A 22,351-nucleotide genomic window follows, 5' to 3' on the forward strand; every position below is an offset into this window, starting at 1 on the left:
ACCGTGCAGGTGGGGGCGGGGCAGGCGGCGCGTCAGCCACGGGCTTCTCCTTAGCGAGACACAGAGCCATCGGCTACGTGTGATCTTCGTAGCGGTCAGGAAGGCGGCTGCCCCGGGTGCCCCTGCGTCAACTCACCCGTATGAGGGTCGAAGTCATACAGTTGCCCGCCTTGCTGTCACAGGCCCAGGGAGATGGCCAGCCGGGTGAGTTCCGCGGTGCTGTTGATGTTCAGCTTGGCGCGGATGCGGCGGAGATAGGCGTCGACCGTGTGCTTGGACAGTCCCATGTGACGAGCCGTCTGCAGGTAGGTGTGACCCGCGGCGATGTGCTGCAGGGTCTCTCGCTCACGCGGGGCCAGCGCGGGCACGGTGTCTTCGTCGTGCTGCGTAGTAGCGGTGAGGCTCATGAGGTTTCCTCTGACAGATCGGCTCGGTCATCGCTGCTCACGTCGACGGAAGCAAGACACATGCCCGAAAACTGCAATTTGTCCGTTTCCAAATACTTTGATCGGCCGACGTCATCACGGTGTCCGTCGACTGTCACAGGCGTGTCACAGGGCCCCCTGGGGGCGCCGGCGAGGGGTTCGCGCCTACGCCCGAGGCCCCCCGGCGGCGGACTGGTGCTCCGTGGCCGTCGGGATCATGCTGGTTAGAGGGCCTCGGCCGGGCAGGTTCGTCGAAGGATGAGCGGCGATGGAGCGACTTCCCACCCCTCCCAGGAAGCAGGCGCAGGCTCACGCACACGCTGTGCCTCCTCGGGCCTACTCCGCTACGGCCACCGTCGATGAGCAGGGCGTCGTGACGGGATGGAGCGACGGTGCCAGGCTGCTGCTGGGCTACCGGCCCGCGGAGGTCGTGGGACACGAGGTCGTACGTCTGCTCGCCGACGTTCCGGGCGAGGCCGTCGGCCGGGCGTGGCGGGAAGCAGCCGCACGTCGGCGGTGGGGCGGCGCCGTCGTACTGCGCCACCGGGACGGCTACCAGGTGGAGCGGCACGTACTGGCGCACCTACGCCCCGTACCGGGAGGCACGGGTGCCGAGTGGCTGATCGTGTCCGCGGTGACCAGCCCGTCGCATCCCGACAGTGACAGAGCACTGGGGGAGTGGGCCTTCGACCGTTCTCCCTGCCTTCTCGCGGTCTTCGACCAGGATCTGCGACTGGTGCGGGCCAGCGCCGGAATGGAGCGCGCGCTGTCCCTGACCGAGGACACGATGCGCGGGCTGCGCCTGCCCGACATCGTGCCGCACCCGGCCAGTCACGAGGCCGAGACGAGCATGCGGGGGATCCTCGACGGCGGTGAGCCGCAGGACCTCCCGCTCTGCCTGGACCCCGTCGACCCGCGGCGCACCTGGCAGGGCGGTCTCGCGCCGCTGGTCGACTCCGCCGGCCAGGTACGAGCCGTATCCCTGACGGCACACTCCCATCCGCCCGAGCAGCTCATCCAGCAGCGGATGCGGCTGCTGAGCGACGCGGGACGGCGCATCGGTACCAGCCCCGACACGCATCGCACCGCGCAGGAGCTCGCCGACGTCGCGGTCCCGCGACTCGCCGACACCTGCACCGTCGACCTGCTGGACACCCCCCGGCGCGGCCAGCCGCCCCCCTCCTGGTCGGCTGTGGGCCTCACTCTCAGCCGCGTCGCGGTGCAGGCTGTGACCGAGCAGCACCCCGCGCCCCGGCCCCTGGACCGACCGCGGCGCTGCGCGGCCGGGTCGCCGCTCGCCCGGTGCCTGGCCGAGGGCCGGGCCGCGGTGCACTCGGGCGGCGAGGACGCCGTCATCCACTGGGCTCAGGACGACCCGCAGGCCGCCTGGATCCGCGACAGCGGCACACACTCGCTGATGGTGGTGCCGATCCGGTCCGGCGACACCTCGTTCGGTGTGGCCCTGTTCGGGCGGCATCAGCGCCCGGACCCCTTCGACGCGGACGATCTGTGGCTGGCCGAGCAACTGGCCGCGAAGGCGGCCACCAGCATCCACAGCGCCAGCCGCCCCGAGCGGCAGCACACCTCCACCATGGCCCTCCAGCGCAGCTTGCTTCCGCAGTCGCTGCCCGAGCAGGGGGCCATGGACATCGCCACCCGCTACCTGCCCTCCGTCAGCCAGGCAGGAGTGGGCGGCGACTGGTTCGATGTGATCCCGCTGTCCGGCACCCGGGTCGCCCTCGTCGTGGGCGACGTCGTCGGCCATGGGATCCGCGCCTCCGCCACGATGGGCCGGGTCCGCACCGCGGTCCGCACGCTGGCCGACGTCGACCTGCCGCCCGACGAACTGCTCAGCCACATCGACGACCTCGTCATCCATCTGTCCGCCGAGGAGGCAGGCACCGACAACGCCTCCGAAACCGCCGGTGGCGTCGGCACCACCTGCCTGTACGCCGTCTACGACCCCGTCTCCCGCCACTGCACCCTCGCCCGGGCCGGTCACCCCCCGCCCGCCGTGGTCACGCCCGGCGGCGCCGTCCGCTTCCTCGACGTCCCCGCGGGTCCCCCGCTGGGCCTGGGCGGTCTGCCCTTCGAAGCCATCGAGACCGAACTGCCCGAGGGCAGCCTGATCGCCCTCTACACGAACGGCCTGCTCGAACCCCGCGACCACGACATCGACGACTCCCTGGACACCATGTTCGCCGCCCTCGCCCGCCCCGCCCAGAGCCTCGACGCGGTGTGCGACAGGGTCCTGACCTCGATGCTCACCCACCGCCCCGACGACGACATCGCCCTGCTCATCGCCCGTACGAAGGCCCTGGACGCCGACCGGGTCGCCACCTGGGACCTGCCCTTCGACCCTGCCACGGTCGCCGACGCGCGTCAGCTCGCCACCGACCAGCTCACCGCCTGGCACCTGGACGAGGCGGCGTTCATCACCGAGCTCGTGGTGAGCGAGCTGGTCACCAACGCGATCCGCTACGGCCGACCCCCCATCCGGCTCCGCCTCATCCACGACAACCACACCCTGACCTGCGAAGTGTTCGACTCCAGCAACACCGCGCCCCATATGCGGCGTGCTCGCACCTTCGACGAGGGAGGACGCGGCCTCCTGCTGGTCGGGCAGCTCTCGCAACGCTGGGGGGCTCGCCCCACCTCGGTGGGAAAGACCGTCTGGGCGGAGCAGTTCCTCAGCGAGGCCTGAAGCACGCTCAAGAACCGGGCGACCAAGAACTTGGCGATCAGGAACTTGGCGACGCGTCGAAGACCGGTTGTGCCCAGGCCGGCGGGCCGGGGATCGGATCGGAATGCCGCACGGCCGTGACCGTCCGGCGACCGCCGCGAGTCGGTGCGGGTGACTTCGTACGGGAACCGCCGGTGGCAGCCCGCAATGCGCCCACGAACTCCAGGCACGACTCGTAACGGTCCTCGGGAACCTTGGCGAGCGCCTTCGCGATCACACCGTCCAGCTCCGGCGGCAACTCCGGCCGCAGCTCGCTCAGGGGAGGCGGACTGTCGTACTGATGGGCCCAGAGCAGCGCGATGTCATCCTCCTGACGGAAAGGAGGCCTGCCCGCGAGTATCTCGTAGGCGACGCAGGCAAGGCTGTAAAGGTCACATCGGCCGTCCACCGGGCGACCCGAAATCTGCTCCGGCGCCACGTAGTCCAGTGTTCCGACGAATTCCCCCACCGTCGTGAATCCCGACAGCGACAAGCACTTCTTCGTCAGTCCGAAATCCGTGAGATAAACATGCTCGGGATGCTCGCTGTCCGTGCCCTGTGCCACCAGGACGTTGCCCGGTTTGACGTCCCGGTGCACCAGGTCGTTCTCATGGGCCGCATCGAGCGCCGACGCGACCTGACCAGCGATGCGCAGTACGGCGTCGACGCTCAGCACGCCCTCCCGGTCGATCAAGGCCCGCAGGTCGCACCCCGACACATAACGCATGGCGATGTACAGCACGCCGTCCTTCTCGCCGGCCTCGAAAATCGGCACGATATGTGGATGGTCGATCGCGGCAGCCACCCGCGACTCGTGCATGAAGCGTTTGCGGAACGTGTCATTGCGGGCCATTTCCGGAGTGAGCAGCTTCAACGCCACCGTCCGATCGAGGCGCAGGTCCCTTGCGCAGTACACCACCGCCATTCCCCCGTGCCCGATCTCACGCAGCACCTCATATCCGGCGATCCGCGTCCCCACCAGATCGAACGTCTCGCGCATCACTCGTCACCTGCCCCTACCGCCCATTCACGCCAAAACCCCATGTCCGGCATCATGCGCACGCGGGACGACAGGGTCATGTTCCGACAGCTCGGGACTTGACGCGGGCGCCGGTCGGTTCTCTTCGCCCTCGGTTCTCTTCGCATCCGTCCTCGAAGCGCAATCCCAAACGGCTCCGCCGACGTACTCAAAGTAGGGCCGCGACCACAGTCCTTTGCGGCTTGCGGCTGCGGTCATCCCTCTCGTGACGCTGAGAGTCGCGCGAGACGATGGAAGGAAGAGGGCATCCGTCATGCGAGCACACCGCGCGAGGCGTCTCGTCGCGGCGTCCGCGGTCAGCATTCTGATGGCCGGCGGCGCTTCGATCGGCGCAGCAGGCACGGCAGCGGCGGCAGCCCCCGCCGTGCACCCCCAGGTGACCAGCAACATGTGCTTCGGCCGCAGCGACTTCCGCTGCTTCGACCGCGGCGGGTTCCGCTTCGACAACAGGCAGTTCTGCTTCGACCACCCAGGGTTCTGCTTCGGCAACGGCTTCGGTAACCGCTTCGAACGGTTCAACCGCTTCGACCACTTCGATCACCGCTTCGATCACCGCTTCTTCGACAACGGATCCATCGTGATCCTCGTGCTGTAGCGATGGTCGCCGCGAACACGAGGGGGCGCGCCCATCGCGGGCGCGCCCCTTTCGTATGCGCCGGCTCACGGGCGGGGCCCTGCCTGACGAGGTCACAGGGTGGGATCGCCGAACTGTTCGAGGAGAACGTCGACCGGTGTGTAGGCGGCGGTGGCGGAAGCGCCGTCGTGGAGGACTTGTTCCGCCCAGATGACCTTGCCGCCACGGTTGTACCGCGTGCCCCACCGCTGCGCGAACTGTGCCACGAGGAACAGCCCCCGGCCGCCCTCGTCCGTGGTCGCCGCCCGCCGTAGCCGGGGCGAGGTACTGCTGCCGTCCGACACCTCGGAGGTCAGATAGCGCCCGTTCAGCAGCCGCAGCTTGACCGGTGGCGATCCGTACCGGATGGCGTTCGTGGTCAGCTCACTGAGAATCAGTTCCGTGGTGAAGGCGACCTCCTCCAGCCCCCACTCCCGCAGCTTCTCCCTGCACTCGGCCCGGATGGACGGCACCACGGCCGGGTTCGGCGGTACGTCCCACTCCGCCACGCGCGAGGGCGGGAACAGCCGGGTCCGCGCCGTCAGCAGCGCGATGTCGTCGCCGGGGTGCTTGGGCTTCAGGGCATCCATCACCATGCCGCAGGTCTCCTCCGCGGTGCGGCCCCCGGCCCCGCCCAGCACACGGCGCAGCCTCTCCAGACCCACGTCGATGTCGCGGGTACGGTCCTCCACCAAACCGTCGGTGTAGAGCACCAGTTGGGAACCCTCGGCGAGGTGCAGCTCGGCGGTCTCGAAGGGGTAGCCGCCCAGACCCAGTGGTGCCGAGGCCGGCACTCCGGGACAGGTGACGGTTCCGTCCGGGCCCACCACCACCGGTTCGGGGTGCCCCGCGCGGGCCATCGTGCACGCCCCCGAAACCGGGTCGTAGACCGCGTACAGGATCGTCGCTCCCGTGACTCCCTCACCCTCGTGGCCTTCGGCGAGTCCGTCGGTGTCCTCCTCGTCCATGCGTACGACCAGGTCGTCCAGGTACCCGAGCACCTCGTCGACCGGCAGGTCCAGCGTGGAGAAGTTGTGCACCGCGGTGCGCAGCCGGCCCATCGTCGCCGCCGCGTGCAGCCCGTGCCCGACGACATCGCCCATCACCAGTGCCACCCGGGCGCCCGGCAGCGGGATCACGTCGAACCAGTCCCCGCCCACTCCGGCCTCCGCCGGCACGTACCGCCAGGCCACCTCCAGCGCGTCCTGTTCCGGCTGTCCCCGGGGCAGGAGACTGCGCTGCAGTGTCACCGCCGTCGCGTGCTCACGGGCGAACCTACGGGCGTTGTCGATCGCCACCGCGGCCCGCGCGCCCAACTCCTCCGCGACGGACAGATCGTCCTGCTCGTACGCCGGGGAATCCACCGTCCGGTAGAAGTTCACCACGCCCAGCGGCACACCCCTGGCCTGCAACGGCACGGTCACCAGGGAATGCAGCCCGCGCTCCAGGGCCTTCTCGGTGCGCTCCGGATCCTGCTGCTGCCAAGCGTGGGCATGCCGCAGGTCCGCCTCCAGCACACCCCGCCCCTCCTGCAGCGTCCGCATCTGCGGGGTGTCCGGCGAGAAGGTGATCACTTCGCCGAGCGGATACACCGGCATCCTCGACTGTTCACCGCTCAGCGCCGCACGGTGCAGATGCCGCCATCCCTCCGCCGTCGGTTCCAGCCCGCGCAGCACCGCATCCATCAGATCCACGGTGACGAGATCGGCGAACCGCGGCACCGCGACATCGCCCAGCTCCCGGGCCGTACGCCGGACGTCCAGCGTCGTCCCGATCCGCATGCCCGCCTCGTACAGCAGCGTCAGCCGCTCCCGCGCCACCTCGGCCCGCCCGGAGACCGCGACCAGCTCCGTGGTGTCCCTCAGGGTCACCACGTTGCTCCGCCGGTCCGTGTCCCGGAGCGTGGACCGCTTGCTCACCGCGAGCAACCGCTCGTCCGCGAGATGCACCTCGTCGGTCACCATCTCCGGCGACGTGAGCACATGCGTGAGCTGCTCGGGAAGTCCCAGCTCCCGTACCGGGCGCCCCAGCGCGTCGGACCGCAGGCCAAGGAGCCGCTGAGCCTCGTCGTTGGCCAGCATCAGCCGTCCGTCGGCGTCGACGATCAGTACTCCTTCCCGTACCGAGTGCAGGACCGCGTCGTGGTGCTCGTACATCCGCGCCAGTTCCGCGGGCGCCAGCCCGTGCGTCTGACGCCGCAGGCGCCGGGAGATCAGCGTGGTGCCGGTCGTCGCGAGCGCCAGCGCGAAGGCGCCGGAGACAAGGATGATCGGCAGTTGTGGCATCCAGCGTTGCGTCACGTTCGTGACCGTGATCCCGGCCGAGACCAGCCCGACGACCTTTCCGTGCGAGTCGGTCACCGGGACCACGGCCTGCACGGCTGTCCCCCTGCCCGCGGGCAGGGGCGGGCCGCCGGCCTGCTCGATGACGGTGCGGCCCTCCAGCGCCGGCTTGATGGTGCCGACGAACTTCTTCCCGATCTCCTCGGGGTAGGGATACGTATAGCGAATTCCGTCGGTGCTCATGGCGACGACGAAATCGACGCCCGTCCTCTTGCGTGCTGCCTCGGCTCGCGGCTGCAGTACCGAGCTCGGATCCCGGCTGAGCAGGGCTTCGTCCACACCGGGGGAGTTCGCGAACGCCTGTGCCGCGACGACCGACTCGCGACGTCCCTGCCGCAGGGCGTCCCGATCCGCCTGGATCACCAGAGCCACCACCGCCGCCACGACGAGCAGCACCACGATCATGATCTGGAGGAGGAACCCCTGTCCGGCGGTACTGCGTGGGTTCAGCAGGGTGTCCCGGTCGCGCAGCCGCCGGGTGAGGGGATGATGCGACGGGCTCCGAAAACGCCCGAAAGGTCCCATACAACCTTGATAGCACCGCCGCGTGACCCCTGACCTGCTCAGCCGGAACCATCGCGGCCGAGCGAGTCCTAGCCTGGTGTGTGGTGACCTTCCCGTGAAGTCCATGCCCAAGGAGCCGGCAGATCTCGTACGAGCCCTCAGAGCCGCCGGGATCGAGGACGAGCGGCTGCTCGAAGTCGTGCGAACGACACCCCGGGCCGCATTCGTCCCGGCCGGACACGTGGCCGACGCCTACCGCGACGTACCCATAGCGATCGGGCAGGGACAGGTCACCACTCAGCCGTCGCTGTCCGCCATGATGATCGAGAGCCTCGGTCTGGACGGCATTGAGCACGTCCTTGAAGTCGGTACCGGCCTCGGCTTCCAGACCGCGCTGCTCGCCCGGCTGGCCGCCGACGTGGTCAGCATCGAGACACGGCCGGGCATCGCCCACCAGGCGCGGGAGAATCTCGCACGGCAGGGCGTACGGAACGTGGAGTTGCGGATCGGCGACGGCAGCGGCGGCGTGCCCGACCGCGCTCCCTACGACGCCGTCCTCGTGTCCGCCGCGTACCCGGACGTGCCCGCGCCCCTGGTCGCGCAGGTACGGCCGCGCGGCCGCCTGGTGCAGCCGATCGGTCCCGGCGGGCACGAGCAGGTGGTGTGCTTCGAGCGCACCTCATCGGGGCTGGAGCAGTTGCGGACGGTGACCGGGGCGTGCTTCGTGCGACTGCAGGGGCAATACGCCTTCCCGCCGGGCGATGCGGAGTCGCCTACGCGTCCGCGACGCGCACGACCGCCAGCGTGATGTTGTCGGGGCCGCCCGCCTCGATGGCGGCCTTCCACAACTCGACCACCGCACGGCCGTCGTCGTGCTCCCGCATCACGTCGTCGATCACGTCCGGCGGCACCGGATCGGTCAGACCGTCGGTGCAGATGAGGTAGCGGTCACCGAGCGACAGGGAAACGGCCGCCACATGGGGCTGGACGGCGCGGTACGTGTCGGTACCGCCCAGGCACTGCGTCACGAGGGAGGTGGTGCGCCGCCCGGGTTCGAGCGGAGGACTGTCGTCGACGCTGACCTGGAGCAGCCCGCGGCCGGAGGCCGCCAGGACCCGGCTGTCGCCCACGTTGAACACCAGCAGTGAGTCGGGCAGTACGACGGCACCGGCGATCGTCGTCCCCATGGTGGCGAGTTCGCCTCCCTCGTCACCGCCGGAGGCCAGGTACACGGCGCGGTTGCAGTCGTTCAGCGCGTCGCGGACGGCGTCCTCGCTGCTCAGGGCGGGACCGATCGACGCGATCCGGCGGACCACCAGGGCGCTGGCCACCTCGCCGCCGGGATGCCCGCCGAGCCCGTCGGCGACGGCGACGACGAGAGGCGTCGCGAGCGGGAAGTACAGGGTCTGCGGGCTCTCGGTCACCGTGGCGCACAGGGTCCACGGTCCGATGACGAGACTGTCCTCGTTCCGGGAGCGCAGCAGCCCGGGATGGCTCAGCGCACTCACCGCCACGTACGGCACGGAAAGCCACCGCCTTCCCGCACAGGGCACAGGACCCGAGGTCGGCCGATGGTCATGCATCAAGGGTAGGCGCGCTCGATGTGACTCCCGCAAGTCGCGGCGTTAAGTTGGCTGCGACAGCGGAAGGCACGAGGCGGGAGCTCGCCATGGGCCTGCGGCAGTGGATCGACGGCTGGCCGGTGTACCGGCAGATCACCGGTGACGACGCGCTGGGCAGGGGAAGCGCGGCCCGCTCGCGCGGTACCGAGCAACTGTCGGCGCGTACCGAGCAGGCAGACAGGGTCGTACGGTCCGTGTGCCCGTACTGCGCCGTGGGCTGCGGCCAGAAGGTCTACGTCAAGGACGGGAAGGTCACCCAGATCGAGGGCGACCCGGACTCCCCGATCTCACGCGGCCGGCTGTGCCCCAAGGGCTCGGCCAGCAAACAGCTGGTGACCGGCCCAGGCCGGATCAGCACCGTCCTGCACCGGCCCCCGCACGGCGCGGGATGGGAGCGGATCCCGCTCGACCAGGCGATGGACATGATCGCCGACCGGGTCCTGGAGACCCGTCGGCGGACCTGGCAGGACACGCACCACGGTGTTCCGGTCCGGCGCACGCTCGGTATCGCCTCCCTCGGCGGAGCGACGCTGGACAACGAAGAGAACTACCTGATGAAGAAGCTCTACACGGCACTGGGCGCGATCCAGATCGAGAACCAGGCGCGGATTTGACACTCCGCCACCGTCCCCGGTCTGGGGACCTCGTTCGGCCGTGGCGGAGCCACGACGTTCCAGCAGGACCTGGCCGAGGCCGACTGCATCGTCATCCAGGGCTCGAACATGGCCGAGTGCCATCCGGTCGGCTTCCAGTGGGTGATGGAGGCCAAGGAACGGGGTGCCACGATCATCCACGTCGACCCCCGCTTCACCCGCACCAGCGCGCTCGCGGACGTCCACGTACCGCTCCGGGCCGGAACCGACATCGCCTTCCTCGGCGCCCTGGTCAACCATGTGCTGAGCAACGACAAGGACTTCCGCGAGTACGTGGTCGCCTACACCAACGCCCCGGCGATCCTGCGCGAGGACTTCGCCGACACCGAGGACCTGGACGGGCTGTTCTCCGGCTACGACCCGGACAGCCACCACTACGAGACCACCAGCTGGATGTACGAGGGCGCGCGGGTCGCGGCCGCGGCCGGCGAACGGGACCAGTGGCGGGCACCGGGGGACGAGGGCGAGCGGGGCACGGCTGCCGGACAGCAGCACGGAGGCAGGGAGACGCACGAGAGCTCCCGCGGGCAGTCGTACGGCTCCGGCGGCCCCACCCTGCGCGGGAAGCCGGCCATGGACCCGACGCTGCGCCACCCGCGCTGTGTGTACCAGGTGCTCAAGCGCCATTTCGCCCGCTACACGCCGGAGTTGGTCGAGGACGTCTGCGGCGTTCCCCGCGAGCTGTTCGCGCGCGTGGCCGACGCCATCACCGCCAACTCGGGACGCGAGCGCACCACGGCACTGTGCTACTCCGTCGGCTGGACCCAGCACACCGTCGGGGTGCAGTACATCCGGACCGCGTCCATCCTGCAGACGCTGCTGGGCAACATCGGGCGGCCGGGCGGCGGCATCCTGGCACTGCGCGGACACGCCAGCATCCAGGGCTCCACGGACGTACCGACGCTGTTCGACCTGCTGCCCGGCTACATCCCCATGCCGCACGCCCACCAGCACCAGGACCTGGACGCGTTCGTGGCCGCGGACTCCGGCACCACCGGCTTCTGGGGCAACATGCGCGCGTACACGGTGAGTCTGCTCAAGGCGTGGTGGGGAGAGGCGGCCACCGAGGAGAACGACTACCGCTTCGACTGGCTGCCCCGCCTGACCGGCGACCACGGCACCTACCAGACCGTGCTCAACCAGCTCTCGGGGGAGTGCAAGGGGTACTTCCTCGTCGGCGAGAACCCGGCGGTCGGCTCGGCCAACAGCAGGCTCCAGCGCCTCGGCCTGGCGAACCTGGACTGGCTGGTGGTGCGTGACCTGCGGCTGATCGAGAGCGCGACCTTCTGGAAGGACGGCCCGGAGATCGAGACCGGTGAGCTGCGCACCGAGGAGATCCCGACGGAGGTGTTCTTCCTGCCCGCCGCGGCGCACACGGAGAAGGACGGCAGCTTCACCAACACCCAGCGGCTGCTGCAGTGGCACCACGCGGCAGTAGAGCCGCCCGGCGACGCCCGCAGCGACCTGTGGTTCTACCACCACCTCGGACGGATCATCAGGGAGAAGCTCGCCGGATCCACCGACCCACGCGACCGCCCCCTGCTCGACCTCACCTGGGACTACCCGACGTCGGGCGCGTCGGCCGAACCGAGCGCCGACGCCGTGCTGGCCGAGATCAACGGGTACGGGCCGGACGGGCAGCCGCTGTCGAGGTTCACGCAGCTGCGCGACGACGGCTCGACCTCCTGCGGAGTCTGGATCTACTGCGGGGTCCACGCCGACGGGCACAACCACGCGGCGAACCGCCGACCGCGCGACGAACAGAGCCGGGTCGCCCCCGACTGGGGCTGGGCCTGGCCGGCCAACCGCCGCATCCTCTACAACCGGGCGTCGGCCGACCCCGAGGGACGACCGTGGAGCGAGCGCAAGCGGTACGTGTGGTGGGACGCCGGACAAGGCCGGTGGACCGGGGACGACGTCCCAGACTTCGAGGCGGACAAGCCGCCCGACTACCGGCCGCCGCCGGACGCGAGGGCCCAGGACGCCCTGGCCGGCACCGACCCGTTCATCATGCAGAGCGACGGCCGCGCCTGGCTGTTCGCGCCGGCCGGACTGGCCGACGGCCCGCTGCCCGCACACTACGAGCCGTACGAGTCGCCGGTGGACAACTCGCTGTACGGCCGGCAGACGAACCCCACGCTCCAGGCCTACGACCACCCGGCCAACCGGTACCACCCGGCGGGCAGCGAGGTGTATCCGTACGTGTTCACCACCTACCGGCTCACCGAGCACCACACGGCCGGCGGCATGAGCCGTACCCTGCCCTATCTGTCCGAGCTGCAGCCGGAGTTCTTCTGCGAGGTCTCCCCGGAACTCGCCGCGGAGCAAGGCCTGAAGCACCTGGGCTGGGCCACCATCACCACGGCCCGCACGGCGGTCGAGGCGAGAGTGCTGGTGACCGACCGGATCAAACCCCTGCGGATCCGCGGCCGCACCATCCACCAGGTGGGGATCCCCTACCACTGGGGCCCTGACGGGCTCTCCACGGGTGACTCGGCCAACGACCTGCTGTCCGTGGTGCTCGACCCGAACGTACGCATCCAGGAGTCCAAGGCGGCGACCTGCGACATCCGGCCGGGCAGGCGTCCACGGGGCCCGGCGCTGGTCGCCCACGTGGCGGCCTACCGGCTGCGCGCCGGCCTCCGCGACGACACCCCGCCGGGCGACGACATGCCGCCGGGCTCAGGAGAGGGGCAGCCATGACCGCGGACCGCAACAGGCTGTCCGGACCGCTCGCCGACCCCGCCGCGGACGCCGGTTACCCGGACGCCCACCCGCCCCGGATGGGATTCTTCACGGACACCTCCGTCTGCATCGGCTGCAAGGCCTGCCAGGTGGCGTGCAAGGAGTGGAACCTGGTCCCGGCGGAGACCGAGGAACTCGACCTGCTTGGGCAGTCGTTCGACAACACGGGCGCGCTGGACGCCAACAACTGGCGGCACGTGGCGTTCATCGAGCAGAAGGTGACGCCGGAGCGGCCCCCGGTCGATCTGGGCATGCCGACCGTCGGCCCGCCCGTTCCCGAGACGGAAACCGGCGACGGCCAGGTGCGCTGGCTGATGTCCAGCGACGTGTGCAAGCACTGCACCCACGCCGCCTGCCTGGACGTCTGCCCGACCGGGTCGTTGTTCCGCACCGAGTTCGGGACCGTGGTGGTGCAGGCGGACATCTGCAACGGCTGCGGCTACTGCGTGCCGGCCTGCCCGTACGGCGTGATCGACATCCGTCCCGGCGACGGCCGGGCCTTCAAGTGCACGCTGTGCTACGACCGGTTGGGAGCGGGCCGGGAACCGGCCTGCGCCCAGGCGTGCCCGACCGACTCCATCCAGTTCGGCCCGCTGGAGGAACTGCGCGAGCGGGCCGACCGGCGCGTGGCCGAGCTGCACGAGCGCGGAGTGGACCAGGCACAGTTGTACGGCCGGGATCCGAACGATGGCGTCGGCGGTGACGGCGCGTTCTTCCTGCTGCTGGACGAGCCCGAGGTGTACGGGCTCCCGCCGGACCCGGTGGTCACCACCCGCGATCTGCCGTCGATGTGGCGGCACGCGGCCACGGCCGCCGTCGGCGTGGCCGTGAGCGTGGCGCTGTCCTTCCTCGGGCGGGGGACCGTGGAGAGGAGAAAGCCGTGACGGGGAGCGGTGAGCGGGAGCGCCCCATGGTTCCGCGCGCGGAGTTCCGGTCGTACTACGGCCGGCCGATCCTCAAGCGCCCCACGTGGAAGGTGCCGGACGTGCCGGCCTATCTGTTCCTCGGAGGAACGGCCGGTGCCTCGGCGACCATGGCCGCGGTGGCAGAACTGACCGGCCGCCGGGAACTGGCCGCAACGGGCCGGTGGGTCGCCGCCGCCGCGTCGGCGGCCAGTGTCACCGCACTGGTCCATGACCTCGGCCGGCCCGAACGGTTCACATATATGCTGCGCGTCCTCAAGCCCACCTCGCCCCTGTCGGTGGGCTCCTGGATCCTCGCGCCGTTCTCCACGCTCGCCACCGCCTCGGCCGCCTCGCTGGCCACCGGACGGCTGCCGGGGCTCGGCCGGCTCGCCGCACTCGGCGCCGGGGTGCTGGGGCCCGCGATGTGCACGTACACTGCGGTGCTGCTCTCCGACACCGCGGTGCCGGCGTGGCACGAGGCGTATCCGGAGCTGCCGTATGTGTTCGCGGGCAGCGCGCTGACCAGCGCCGCGGGTACCGCACTGCTCTGCGCCCCCGGTGCGGACCACAGGCCTCCGATCCGGATGAGCCTCTTCGGCGTGGGCATGGAACTCGCCGCGATGCGCCGCATCGAGCGACGGCTCGGACCGGCCGGTGAGCCCTACCTGATGGACCGGCCGGGTCGGCTGCTGACCCTGAGCAAGGCGCTGACCGCGGCCGGAGCCGGGTTGTCGCTTCTCTCCGGTCGCCGAACCGCCCGGCTCCTGGCCGGAGGGTCGTACCTGGCAGCGGGACTGTGCACCCGGTTCGGCATCTTCGCGGCAGGCATCGCGTCCGCCGAGGACCCGGCCTACGTGGTGACCACGCAGCGGCGGCGGCTTGGGCGGGACCGCGAGTCGTAGAGTGCAACTCCCTTTCATATAGGGCATGTTGACGGCAAGTCGCAACGTGGCTTAACGCAGCCCTGATGGCCTGTGTGCCGAGGATCCGATGCGCCGACAGTCTTGACGTGTGCACGTCTAGTGGCTACGTTGCGACAGTGCTCCGAGTCGGCCGGCCGGGAGTGAGACAACGTTGTCAGGAGACAACGTTGTCACCTCCCGGACTCCGCCGCTTCCCTGGCCACTACCCCAACTGGTCGCCCCCGCTGGGTTCTTCGTCGTCCGTACGGCTCGGTGTGCTCCCGAACGCATCCCCTCAGGAGGCAGATCGCGATGTTATCGACTCCGGCCGGTGGCCGCCGGCCTGGTGTGCGCAGACGGCCGTCCCGCGGCCGCCCGATCCGCACGGTCCTGGGCGCCGCCGCCGGCGCGGCACTCCTCGGCGCGTACGCACTGCCCGCCCCCGTCGCCTGGGCGGCGCCGGCGAACTCGCCGAAGCTCGTGTCGTCCCCCGCGGACCTGGTCAATCCCTTCATCGGAACGTCGAACGACGCCAACGACTTCCCGGGCGCGGACATGCCCTTCGGCATGGTCCAGTGGAGTCCTGACACACCGTCACGGCCACCGGGCGGCGGGTACGAGTACAAGGACTCCTCGATCACCGGATTCAGCCTCACCCACATCGCGGGACCGGGCTGCGGTGCCGCGGGTGACATACCGGTGCTGCCCACGGTGGGCGCCGTCAACAACGCGGCCACGGACTCCTTCTCGCACGCCAACGAGTCCGCCGCACCCGGCTTCTACAAGGTGGCCCTCGACAACAAGGTGACCACCGAACTCACCTCCACCACACGCAGCGGCATGGCGCGCTTCACCTTCCCCGCGACCTCCCAGGCCAACCTGATCTTTAAGCTGACCGGCAGTCAGAACAGCGGCACCTCGGCACAGTTCAACGTCGTCTCCGACACCGAGGTCAGCGGCCAGGTCACCAGCGGGGGATTCTGCGGCGCGGGAAACACCTACACCGTCTACTTCGACATGCTCTTCGACCAGCCGTTCACCTCCAGCGGCAGCACGCTCGCCCCCCGGACGAAACCGTCCGAGCCCTCCGCCGAACGGGCCGACAAGAACGCCCCGGAGCAGCCGAACAAGCCGCGCCTGCACGGCTCCATGCCGAAGGCCCGCGCCCACGACGCGGTGCCCCACGACGCGACCCCGGGCGCCGCCGCCTCGAACGCGCACGTCACGTTCAACACGAGCGCGAACCAGGTCGTCCAGGCCAAGGTCGGCGTCTCCTATGTCTCGGTGGCGAACGCGGCCGCCAACCGAAGCGCCGAGAACACCGGCTGGAACTTCGACGGTGTCCGCTCCGCGGCCCACAGTGCCTGGGACGCGGCACTGGGCAAGGTGCAGATCGGCGGCGGCACCGCGGACCAGCAGAAGATCTTCTACACAGCGCTCTACCACTCACTGCTCCACCCGAACGTCATCAGCGACACCAACGGCCAGTACTACGGCTTCGACGGCGGAACCCACCAGGTCGACGCCGGACACGACGCCGCGTACGCCAACTACTCCGGCTGGGACATCTACCGCTCCCAGGCCCAGCTCGAAGCACTGGTGAGTCCTCAGGTCGCCTCCGACACCGCCCAGTCGATGACCGACGACTACGCCCAGACCGGGATCTTCCCCAAGTGGTCGGAGAACAACGGGGAGTCCTACGTCATGGTCGGCGACCCGGCGGCGGCGATCATCGCCGACTACCACGCCTTCGGCGCGCGGGACTTCGACACCGCGAAGGCACTGGCCGGCCTGCTGAAGCAGGCGAGCACCACGAACAACGACCGACCGGGTCTCAACTACCTGGACAACCCGGGCTACGAACCGCACGACGGCAGTTACGGCTGCTGCAACTTCTACGGTCCGGTGGCCACCACCCTGGAGTACAACACCGCGGACTTCGCCCTCTCCGCCTTCGCCGGCGCCCTCGGCGACACCCGGAGTCAGCAGACGTACGCCCATCGCGCGCAGGACTGGCGCAATGTGCTGAACCCGGCGTCCGGCTTCGTCCAGCCCCGCAACGCCAACGGCTCCTGGACGGGCGGCTTCGACCCCACCAGCGGCACGGACATGGTCGAGGCCGACTCCTGGATCTACTCGGGCATGGTGCCCTTCAACGTCGGCGGGCTCGCCACCGCCAAGGGCGGCAACAAGGCGATGGGTGACTACCTCGACACCGTGCTGCGCAGCTACACCGGCGCCAACGGCTACGCCTGGGTCGGCAACGAGCCGAGCATCGAACTGCCCTGGGAGTACGACTACATCGGCCGTCCCTACAAGACCCAGGCGACGGTGCGCTCGATCCAGGACCAGATCTGGTCGAACACCCCCGCCGGACTCGCCGACGGCAACGACGACCTCGGCGCGATGAGTGCCTGGTACGTCTGGTCCGCGCTGGGCATGTTCCCCATGACGCCCGGGACGTCGGACCTCGCACTCGGCTCGCCCCTGTTCCCCCAGGCCGTGATCACCCTGCCCTCCGGCAAGACCCTGACGATCAACGGCGACGGCGCCGCGGACAACGCACCGTATGTGCAGTCCGCGACGTTCAACGGGTCCGCGTGGAACAACGCCTACGCACCCCCGAGCGCGATCACCTCCGGCGGAACGCTCAACTACACGCTCGGCACCAGCCCGAACACCGCCTGGGCCTCGGCCCCGTCGGCCGCCCCGCCCTCCTACCCCGGTGACACGGCCGCCCCATTGAAACCACGGGTCGGTCCCGTCAAGTCCGGCGTGAACTCCGCACAGTGCATCGACGACGCCAACTCCGGCACCGGCGACCACACCGCGATCCGTCTGTGGACCTGCAACGGCACCTACGCCCAGGACTGGACGATCGCGGCCGACGGCACCCTGCGCACCCTCGGCAAGTGCCTCGACGTGTCCAACAGCGGGACGACCAACGGCACGCTCGTCCAGTTGTACACCTGCAACGGCACCGGCGCCCAGAAGTGGACGATCGGCACCGACGGCTCCCTGACCAACCCCAATTCCGGCCTCTGCCTGGACGATCCCAACTCCTCGACCACGGAAGGCACACGGCTGCAGATCTACACCTGCAACGGGACCGCCGCGCAGAAGTGGACGCTCCCACCGGCCTGACATCCCCCCGACACCCGGGTGTCCGCACACCACCTGTCGCCTCGCGGTCCCGTCTCCGGCGGGACCGCGAGCGTCCAGTGTGAGCACGTCGAGCACTGGGGGTGGAAGTGGTGGCAGAAGGGTCCGCCGGCGCCGACGTCGTGGTGGGCCCAGTTCCAGATCCTGGTCCTCCTCGTGGAACGGCTCGCCGAGATGCCGAGCCAGGAGCGCGAGAGCGTGCTCGACGACCCGTGGCGGTTCCGCGCGGAGTGCTTCGCCGTGCAGGATGCGGAGGGGCACGGGGGGTGTCGCGCTGCGCCACCTGGCCGACCACCTCCACGGCGTGCACGCGCTGCGCCGACCGTCTTCGAGCGGTTCGTCACCTCGGCGCTGGGCGGCGCCCTCGCCCGCCACGGGGTGCGGTGCGCCGCACAGGAGCAGCACCACCGCCTGGACCTGGCCGGTCACGTCCAAATCCGCCCCGATCTGGTGCTGTACCGGGCGGGCCGCACCGTCTCCGTCGTCGACGCCGCGCAGCCCCCGGAAGCCCTCCTCACGGCCGTGTTGGCGCTGGCCGACCGAATCGGGAACGACGAGGAGCTGACAGGGCGTCAGTGAGTCACGCCTGGCAGCTACTTCAGCCCGATGGCCGCGCAGTCCGCCGCGTAGGCCGCCGTGCAGATCTGCCGGACGGTGTAGACGTTGTCCGCGATCACCGTCTCCTTGATCTTGTCCTTCGTGAGGGAGACCACCGGTACGAGCATCGCGGGGATGTGCTTCTTCGTCGGGCTGTCGACCGTGTCGCGCGTCAGCGCGTCGAAGGCGATGTCACGGCCCTGGACCTTGTTCACCGCCATCTCCGCGGCATAGTCGGCCTCGTCCAGGAACGGCTTGTACACGGTCATGTACTGCTCACCCGCGACGATCCGCTGCACCGCGTCCAGGTTCGCGTCCTGCCCGGTCACCGGCGGGATCTTGGTCGCGCCCGATTCCTTCAACGCGTCGATGACGGCGGCGGCCATGCCGTCGTTCGCCGAGTAGACGGCGGCGATGTGGTCCAGGCCCACCGCCTTGATCGCCTGCTTCATGTGCGCCTTGGCGACCGCGGGCGACCACTTGTCGGTGTCGTACCGCTCGACGATGTCGACCTTGCCCTGGAGCTCGCCGAGCGCGCCCTTCTCGAACTGCGCGGTGTTCGGGTCGGCGGGATCGCCGTTCATCATGACGACCTTGCTGTTCGCCCCCTTCGAGGCGAGCGCCTCGGTGATCGCGCGGCCCTGTACCTGGCCGACGAGTTCGTTGTCATGGGAGACGTACGCGTCGATCGGACCCTGTGCCAGACGGTCGTACGCAATGACGGGTATGCCTGCGTTCTTCGACTTCTGCACGTCCGGTGCGATGCGCTCGGCGTCCACGGCGTCCACCAGGATGACGTCGACCTTCTCGTCCACCATGTGCTGGAACTGCTGACTCTGCTTGGCCACGCTCGCCCCGGCGTTGGCGTAGAGGACCTTCCCCTTGTCGTGCGTGAGCGAGGCGACTTCCTTCTTGATGATGGGGTAGTCGAACTTCTCGAAGCGCGCCGTGTCCCGGTCGGGCAGGAGCAGCCCCACGGTGATGTCGTCGCGCGCCGGGGCTGCGGAGCCGCCGCCCCCGCCGCTCCCACCGATGGCTCCGCACGCGGAAAGTGAAAGTGCGGAAGAGAAAGCGGTCAGGGCTGTGGCGGTACGGCGCACGGCGGTCCCGCGGATGGTACGAGTATTCACGTCAGGGGGGTGCCTTCCGGACCAGGGTGCAACGTCGCGCCCCGAGTGGCCGTTAGCCAAGCGGTGATTGATGTGACACGTCAAGATGTTGTCGTAACAAATTCACCGTCGCATGCGGTTACCAGTCAGTCACCCGTCCGACCGTGTCCGGTCACACGTGCGGTGCGTGCTGGAGGTGTCCCGGGGACAGGGGAGCGGCGTTGAGTTCGCGTACCAACTGCGGGGTGAGCAGTTCGCCGACGCGGTCGGCGAGCACGGCCATCTCATAGCCGACCAGGCCGACGTCACACCCCTCCGCGGCGAGGACACCGAGGCAGCTGCCGTCGCGGATACGACCGACCATGAGGAAGCCTCCGAACATTTCGATCATGACGAGTTTCATGCCGTGGAAGCCGTGTGCCGTCGCCGCGTTCTGGGCGAGGCTGGTGATGCCGGAGACAACGGCGGCCAGGTGATCGGCGCTGTCTCGGTCAAGGGTCTCCGATGCGGCCATGAGCAGCCCGTCGGAGGAGACGGCGACGGCTGCCGTGACGCCGTCGGCGGTGCGTGCGAATTCCGAGATGAGCCACCCGAAATTCTGGACGGCGGTGGTCACGATGACGCTCCTTGTGTACTTCGGGCCTCGGCACGGGCGACACCTGCTCGAAAGCCGTTGAGCAGGGAGGAGACAGCGGGCCTGGCGGGTGGTGGTGTGGTGGTGGAGGAGCCCTCCGCGGGGGCGAGCAGGCGTCGGGGAAGGGCAAGGAGGGCGGACAGGCCGCCACCGGTGGTGTCGAAGAGGTGGACTTGGACGCCTTCACCGAGGCGGTGGGCGAGTCGGCCGACGACGAGGTGGCCGAGGAACCGGGTGGGCGCGGTGAGGAAGGCTTCCTCGCCGGCGTCGCGGAGGCGGGCGTTGGCACGTTCCTTGTCGGCTTCGGACATCCCGATGCCGTGGTCGACGACGGCGAAGCAGTAGGTGTCATCCTCGGTGTCGTACCAGCCGTGCACCTCGACCGGTTCGTTGGGCGGTGAGAAGGTCAGCCCGTTCTCGATGAGTTCGGCGAGGAGGTGGGCGACATCGGCGACGGCGTGCCCGCGTACCCGCACCGGCTCCACGGGGGCGATCAGGACCCGCCGGTAGTGTTCCACCTCGGCGACGGCGGACTGGACGACTTCCAGGCCGTCGGCGGGCGCGGCCGTGGGTCGCGGTGGATTCTGCCCGGCCAGGACCAGCAGGCTTTCGGCGTTGCGTCGCATTCGGGTGGCGAGGTGATCGAGCTCGAAGAGTTCGGCGAGCGCGTCCGGGTCCAGTTCCTGCCGCTCCAGCCGGGTGATGAGGCTGAGCTGACGACGTACGAGGTTCTGGTTGCGGCGGCCGAGATTGGCGAGTGATTCGGTGGTGTTGCGGCGCAGGCCGGCCTGCTGGGCGGCCAGTTGGAGGGCGGTGTGTTCCACCTGGTGCAGGGACGTTGCGACCTCGGCGATCTCCGCCGCCCCGCCCAGCAACCGTGCGTCGGTCTCGTCCGGCGCGTCGGCTGCCGTAAGCAACTCACCCTGGTCCTGCGGGGCTTGCTGGATTCGGGCGACGGTCGCGGGCAGCCGGTGCCGCGCCACGTCGTGGGCGGCCTTGGCGAGGGCACCGAGCGGGCGGGTGAGGGAACGAGAGGCGAATGCGGCGAGGCCCGCGAGGAGGGCGGCGATGAACGCGCCCGCGAGGAGACAGACGGTGAGACCGATCTCGGCGTCGTGACTGAGCCGTTCGGCCCGGTGACTTGCGTCGTCCCCGATCGACTGCTGGACGGTGTACAGATCGTCGACGAGTACGGTCATCGCATCCCACCAGGCGCCGGCGTCCGCGCGCAGTGTCGAGCCGTCGGCGGCGCCTTCCGCCCGGCTCTCGTAGGCGGTGGCGCGTTGGGCCTCCGCGGTGCCGAAGGCCCTGTTCAGAGCCGTGCGCTGCGGTGCGGTGGCGTACTGCCGGAAGCGGGCGAGGGCGGCGACGCGCGTGGCCCGTATCTCGGTGAAGGTCAGGTACTCACGGCCGTGAAAGCCGTGGGCGGCGAACACGCCGTTGAGGAAGCCGCGTTCGAGAGCGACCGACTCCTTGGCGGCGGCGAGTTCCCGCATCGCCGCCAGTGCGTCGCGCAGTTGACGATCGGCACCGGTCGCGGTCTCTGCGACCGGATCGACGGAGTTGAGGGCGTCGACGGCGTTGGTGTAGAAGGCCAGGGTCGCGGACCGGTCCGCGGTGTCGGTCTGGGCAGTGTCCGTCTTCGCCGTGCCCGTCTTCTTGGTGTTCGTCCCCGCGCTGCCCTTGTCGACGGCCGCCCGGATACCGTCGAGGCGCTGCAAGTGCCGCTGGAGAACTGCCTCGACGGCGCCTTCGCTGTGCATTCCACGAAGCGCTGTGTCAACGCGCCTGCGGGTGGCGGCGAGCGCGGGGCGAAACTCCCGCTCCCCTCCCAGCAGACCGTTGCTGAGGCCGCGTTCGCGCTGCAGCTGATGCACAAGGGCCTGGATGCGCAGGCTGAGGCCGACCTCGGAACGGGTCGCCCGGGCATTGCCGAGGGCCTCGGCGCGACCCTGCACGGCGAGCCCGGCCACCGCCAGCAGCAGACAGATCGGGACCGTGACGACCACCGCCACACGGCCCCGGATACTTCGCCAGCCAGGCATCGGCCGCCGGCCCCGGGACGTTCCGGCAGTGCGGCGGCGCCCTGAACTGCCCTTGCCCAAAGCGCCCTTGCCGACGGCGCCGAGCCTGCCGAGCGCCGACCGTAACGGCGTGCACACCTTCATGTTCACGAAGCTAGTCCGACCGCCGTAGCAGCCGGTTTCCGACCTGTAAGGCCGCGTGGGAGATTGAATTGCGCCGCCCTCACACTCTGGGCAACGGGACTGTGACCGTGATGGATGGTGAGGCGCTGCCAGGGCGCATCGGCGGGCCGGCGGAAAAGGAGTTGCCCGGGGGCGGCATCCTCGCCCATGATCCCCCGCATGGATCTGTA

15 protein-coding genes are annotated in these 22,351 nt (G+C 69.7%); 8 read left to right on the forward strand and 7 right to left on the reverse strand.

The window, feature by feature from the left end; translation table 11 throughout:
* Positions 1–176: 176 nt before the first annotated feature.
* Positions 177–407 carry a helix-turn-helix transcriptional regulator gene (locus AB0I54_RS29350; RefSeq protein ID WP_263215444.1) on the reverse strand — a complete coding sequence of 77 codons (231 nt, stop codon included), beginning with the start codon at positions 405–407 and terminating at the stop codon, positions 177–179.
* A gap of 391 nt (positions 408–798) precedes the next feature.
* Between AB0I54_RS29350 and AB0I54_RS29355 the strand changes: the two genes are divergently transcribed.
* Positions 799–3,129 (forward strand): SpoIIE family protein phosphatase, encoded by a 2,331-nt coding sequence (locus tag AB0I54_RS29355; protein WP_363299193.1) that lies wholly within the window; start codon positions 799–801, stop codon positions 3,127–3,129.
* A gap of 37 nt (positions 3,130–3,166) precedes the next feature.
* Here the strand turns inward: AB0I54_RS29355 and AB0I54_RS29360 are convergent, their stop codons facing one another.
* Positions 3,167–4,147: a serine/threonine-protein kinase gene (locus tag AB0I54_RS29360; RefSeq protein ID WP_363299194.1), complete on the reverse strand. Its 981-nt coding sequence runs from the start codon at positions 4,145–4,147 to the stop codon at positions 3,167–3,169.
* 292 nt (positions 4,148–4,439) lie between these two features.
* Here AB0I54_RS29360 and AB0I54_RS29365 point away from each other — a divergent pair, with 292 nt between their 5' ends.
* Entirely contained in the window at positions 4,440–4,781 is a 342-nt protein-coding gene (locus AB0I54_RS29365; protein ID WP_363299195.1) for a hypothetical protein, read from the forward strand.
* Between the two features lie 92 nt (positions 4,782–4,873).
* Here the strand turns inward: AB0I54_RS29365 and AB0I54_RS29370 are convergent, their stop codons facing one another.
* Positions 4,874–7,546 carry a SpoIIE family protein phosphatase gene (locus AB0I54_RS29370; protein ID WP_363299334.1) on the reverse strand — a complete coding sequence of 891 codons (2,673 nt, stop codon included), beginning with the start codon at positions 7,544–7,546 and terminating at the stop codon, positions 4,874–4,876.
* A 223-nt stretch (positions 7,547–7,769) separates the two neighbouring features.
* Between AB0I54_RS29370 and AB0I54_RS29375 the strand changes: the two genes are divergently transcribed.
* Positions 7,770–8,453, forward strand: coding sequence for a methyltransferase domain-containing protein (locus tag AB0I54_RS29375; RefSeq protein ID WP_363299196.1), 684 nt, complete (start codon positions 7,770–7,772; stop codon positions 8,451–8,453).
* Here AB0I54_RS29375 and AB0I54_RS29380 read toward each other — a convergent pair.
* The gene (locus tag AB0I54_RS29380) at positions 8,419–9,168 is read right to left on the reverse strand and encodes a protein phosphatase 2C domain-containing protein (RefSeq protein ID WP_363299198.1); all 750 of its coding nucleotides are present in this window, start codon (positions 9,166–9,168) and stop codon (positions 8,419–8,421) included. The two genes, AB0I54_RS29375 and AB0I54_RS29380, sit on opposite strands and share 35 nt — an antisense overlap.
* A gap of 146 nt (positions 9,169–9,314) precedes the next feature.
* On the opposite strand from AB0I54_RS29380, the gene fdh reads away from it, so the two are divergent.
* From fdh to AB0I54_RS29405, 5 genes are all read left to right on the forward strand, one after another.
* Positions 9,315–12,623 carry a formate dehydrogenase gene (gene fdh / locus AB0I54_RS29385; RefSeq protein WP_363299199.1) on the forward strand — a complete coding sequence of 1,103 codons (3,309 nt, stop codon included), beginning with the start codon at positions 9,315–9,317 and terminating at the stop codon, positions 12,621–12,623.
* The gene (locus AB0I54_RS29390; RefSeq protein WP_363299200.1) at positions 12,620–13,549 is read left to right on the forward strand and encodes a 4Fe-4S dicluster domain-containing protein; all 930 of its coding nucleotides are present in this window, start codon (positions 12,620–12,622) and stop codon (positions 13,547–13,549) included. The genes fdh and AB0I54_RS29390 overlap by 4 nt, the downstream gene beginning before the upstream one ends.
* The gene (gene nrfD / locus AB0I54_RS29395; RefSeq protein WP_363299201.1) at positions 13,546–14,472 is read left to right on the forward strand and encodes an NrfD/PsrC family molybdoenzyme membrane anchor subunit; all 927 of its coding nucleotides are present in this window, start codon (positions 13,546–13,548) and stop codon (positions 14,470–14,472) included. The genes AB0I54_RS29390 and nrfD overlap by 4 nt, the downstream gene beginning before the upstream one ends.
* A gap of 312 nt (positions 14,473–14,784) precedes the next feature.
* On the forward strand, positions 14,785–17,616 hold the full coding sequence (locus tag AB0I54_RS29400) for a lectin (protein WP_363299203.1): 2,832 nt from the start codon (positions 14,785–14,787) through the stop codon (positions 17,614–17,616).
* Positions 17,617–17,634: 18 nt separating this feature from the next.
* A complete protein-coding gene (locus tag AB0I54_RS29405) occupies positions 17,635–18,213 on the forward strand; it encodes a hypothetical protein (RefSeq protein WP_363299204.1) in 579 nt (192 codons plus the stop codon).
* Positions 18,214–18,227: 14 nt separating this feature from the next.
* Here AB0I54_RS29405 and AB0I54_RS29410 read toward each other — a convergent pair whose 3' ends face one another.
* The 3 genes from AB0I54_RS29410 to AB0I54_RS29420 all read right to left on the reverse strand — a co-directional run bounded on the left by AB0I54_RS29410 (position 18,228) and on the right by AB0I54_RS29420 (position 21,989).
* Entirely contained in the window at positions 18,228–19,361 is a 1,134-nt protein-coding gene (locus tag AB0I54_RS29410) for a substrate-binding domain-containing protein (RefSeq protein ID WP_363299205.1), read from the reverse strand.
* Between the two features lie 151 nt (positions 19,362–19,512).
* Positions 19,513–19,956: a roadblock/LC7 domain-containing protein gene (locus AB0I54_RS29415; RefSeq protein WP_363299206.1), complete on the reverse strand. Its 444-nt coding sequence runs from the start codon at positions 19,954–19,956 to the stop codon at positions 19,513–19,515.
* Positions 19,953–21,989: a nitrate- and nitrite sensing domain-containing protein gene (locus tag AB0I54_RS29420; RefSeq protein WP_363299207.1), complete on the reverse strand. Its 2,037-nt coding sequence runs from the start codon at positions 21,987–21,989 to the stop codon at positions 19,953–19,955. The genes AB0I54_RS29415 and AB0I54_RS29420 overlap by 4 nt, the downstream gene beginning before the upstream one ends.
* Positions 21,990–22,351 lie beyond the last annotated feature (362 nt).

This window comes from Streptomyces sp. NPDC050625 (assembly GCF_040654755.1).
In the GTDB taxonomy this organism is placed as follows: Bacteria; Actinomycetota; Actinomycetes; order Streptomycetales; family Streptomycetaceae; genus Streptomyces.

Bases quoted from the DNA above. Each gene is read 5' to 3' on its own strand.
- AB0I54_RS29350 (WP_263215444.1), bottom strand. From the start codon at position 407: ATGAGCCTCACCGCTACTACGCAGCACGACGAAGACACCGTGCCCGCG.
- AB0I54_RS29360 (WP_363299194.1), bottom strand. From the start codon at position 4,147: ATGCGCGAGACGTTCGATCTGGTGGGGACGCGGATCGCCGGATATGAG.
- AB0I54_RS29370 (WP_363299334.1), bottom strand. From the start codon at position 7,546: ATGATCGTGGTGCTGCTCGTCGTGGCGGCGGTGGTGGCTCTGGTGATC.
- AB0I54_RS29400 (WP_363299203.1), top strand. From the start codon at position 14,785: ATGTTATCGACTCCGGCCGGTGGCCGCCGGCCTGGTGTGCGCAGACGG.
- AB0I54_RS29365 (WP_363299195.1), top strand. From the start codon at position 4,440: ATGCGAGCACACCGCGCGAGGCGTCTCGTCGCGGCGTCCGCGGTCAGC.
- AB0I54_RS29375 (WP_363299196.1), top strand. From the start codon at position 7,770: ATGCCCAAGGAGCCGGCAGATCTCGTACGAGCCCTCAGAGCCGCCGGG.
- AB0I54_RS29390 (WP_363299200.1), top strand. From the start codon at position 12,620: ATGACCGCGGACCGCAACAGGCTGTCCGGACCGCTCGCCGACCCCGCC.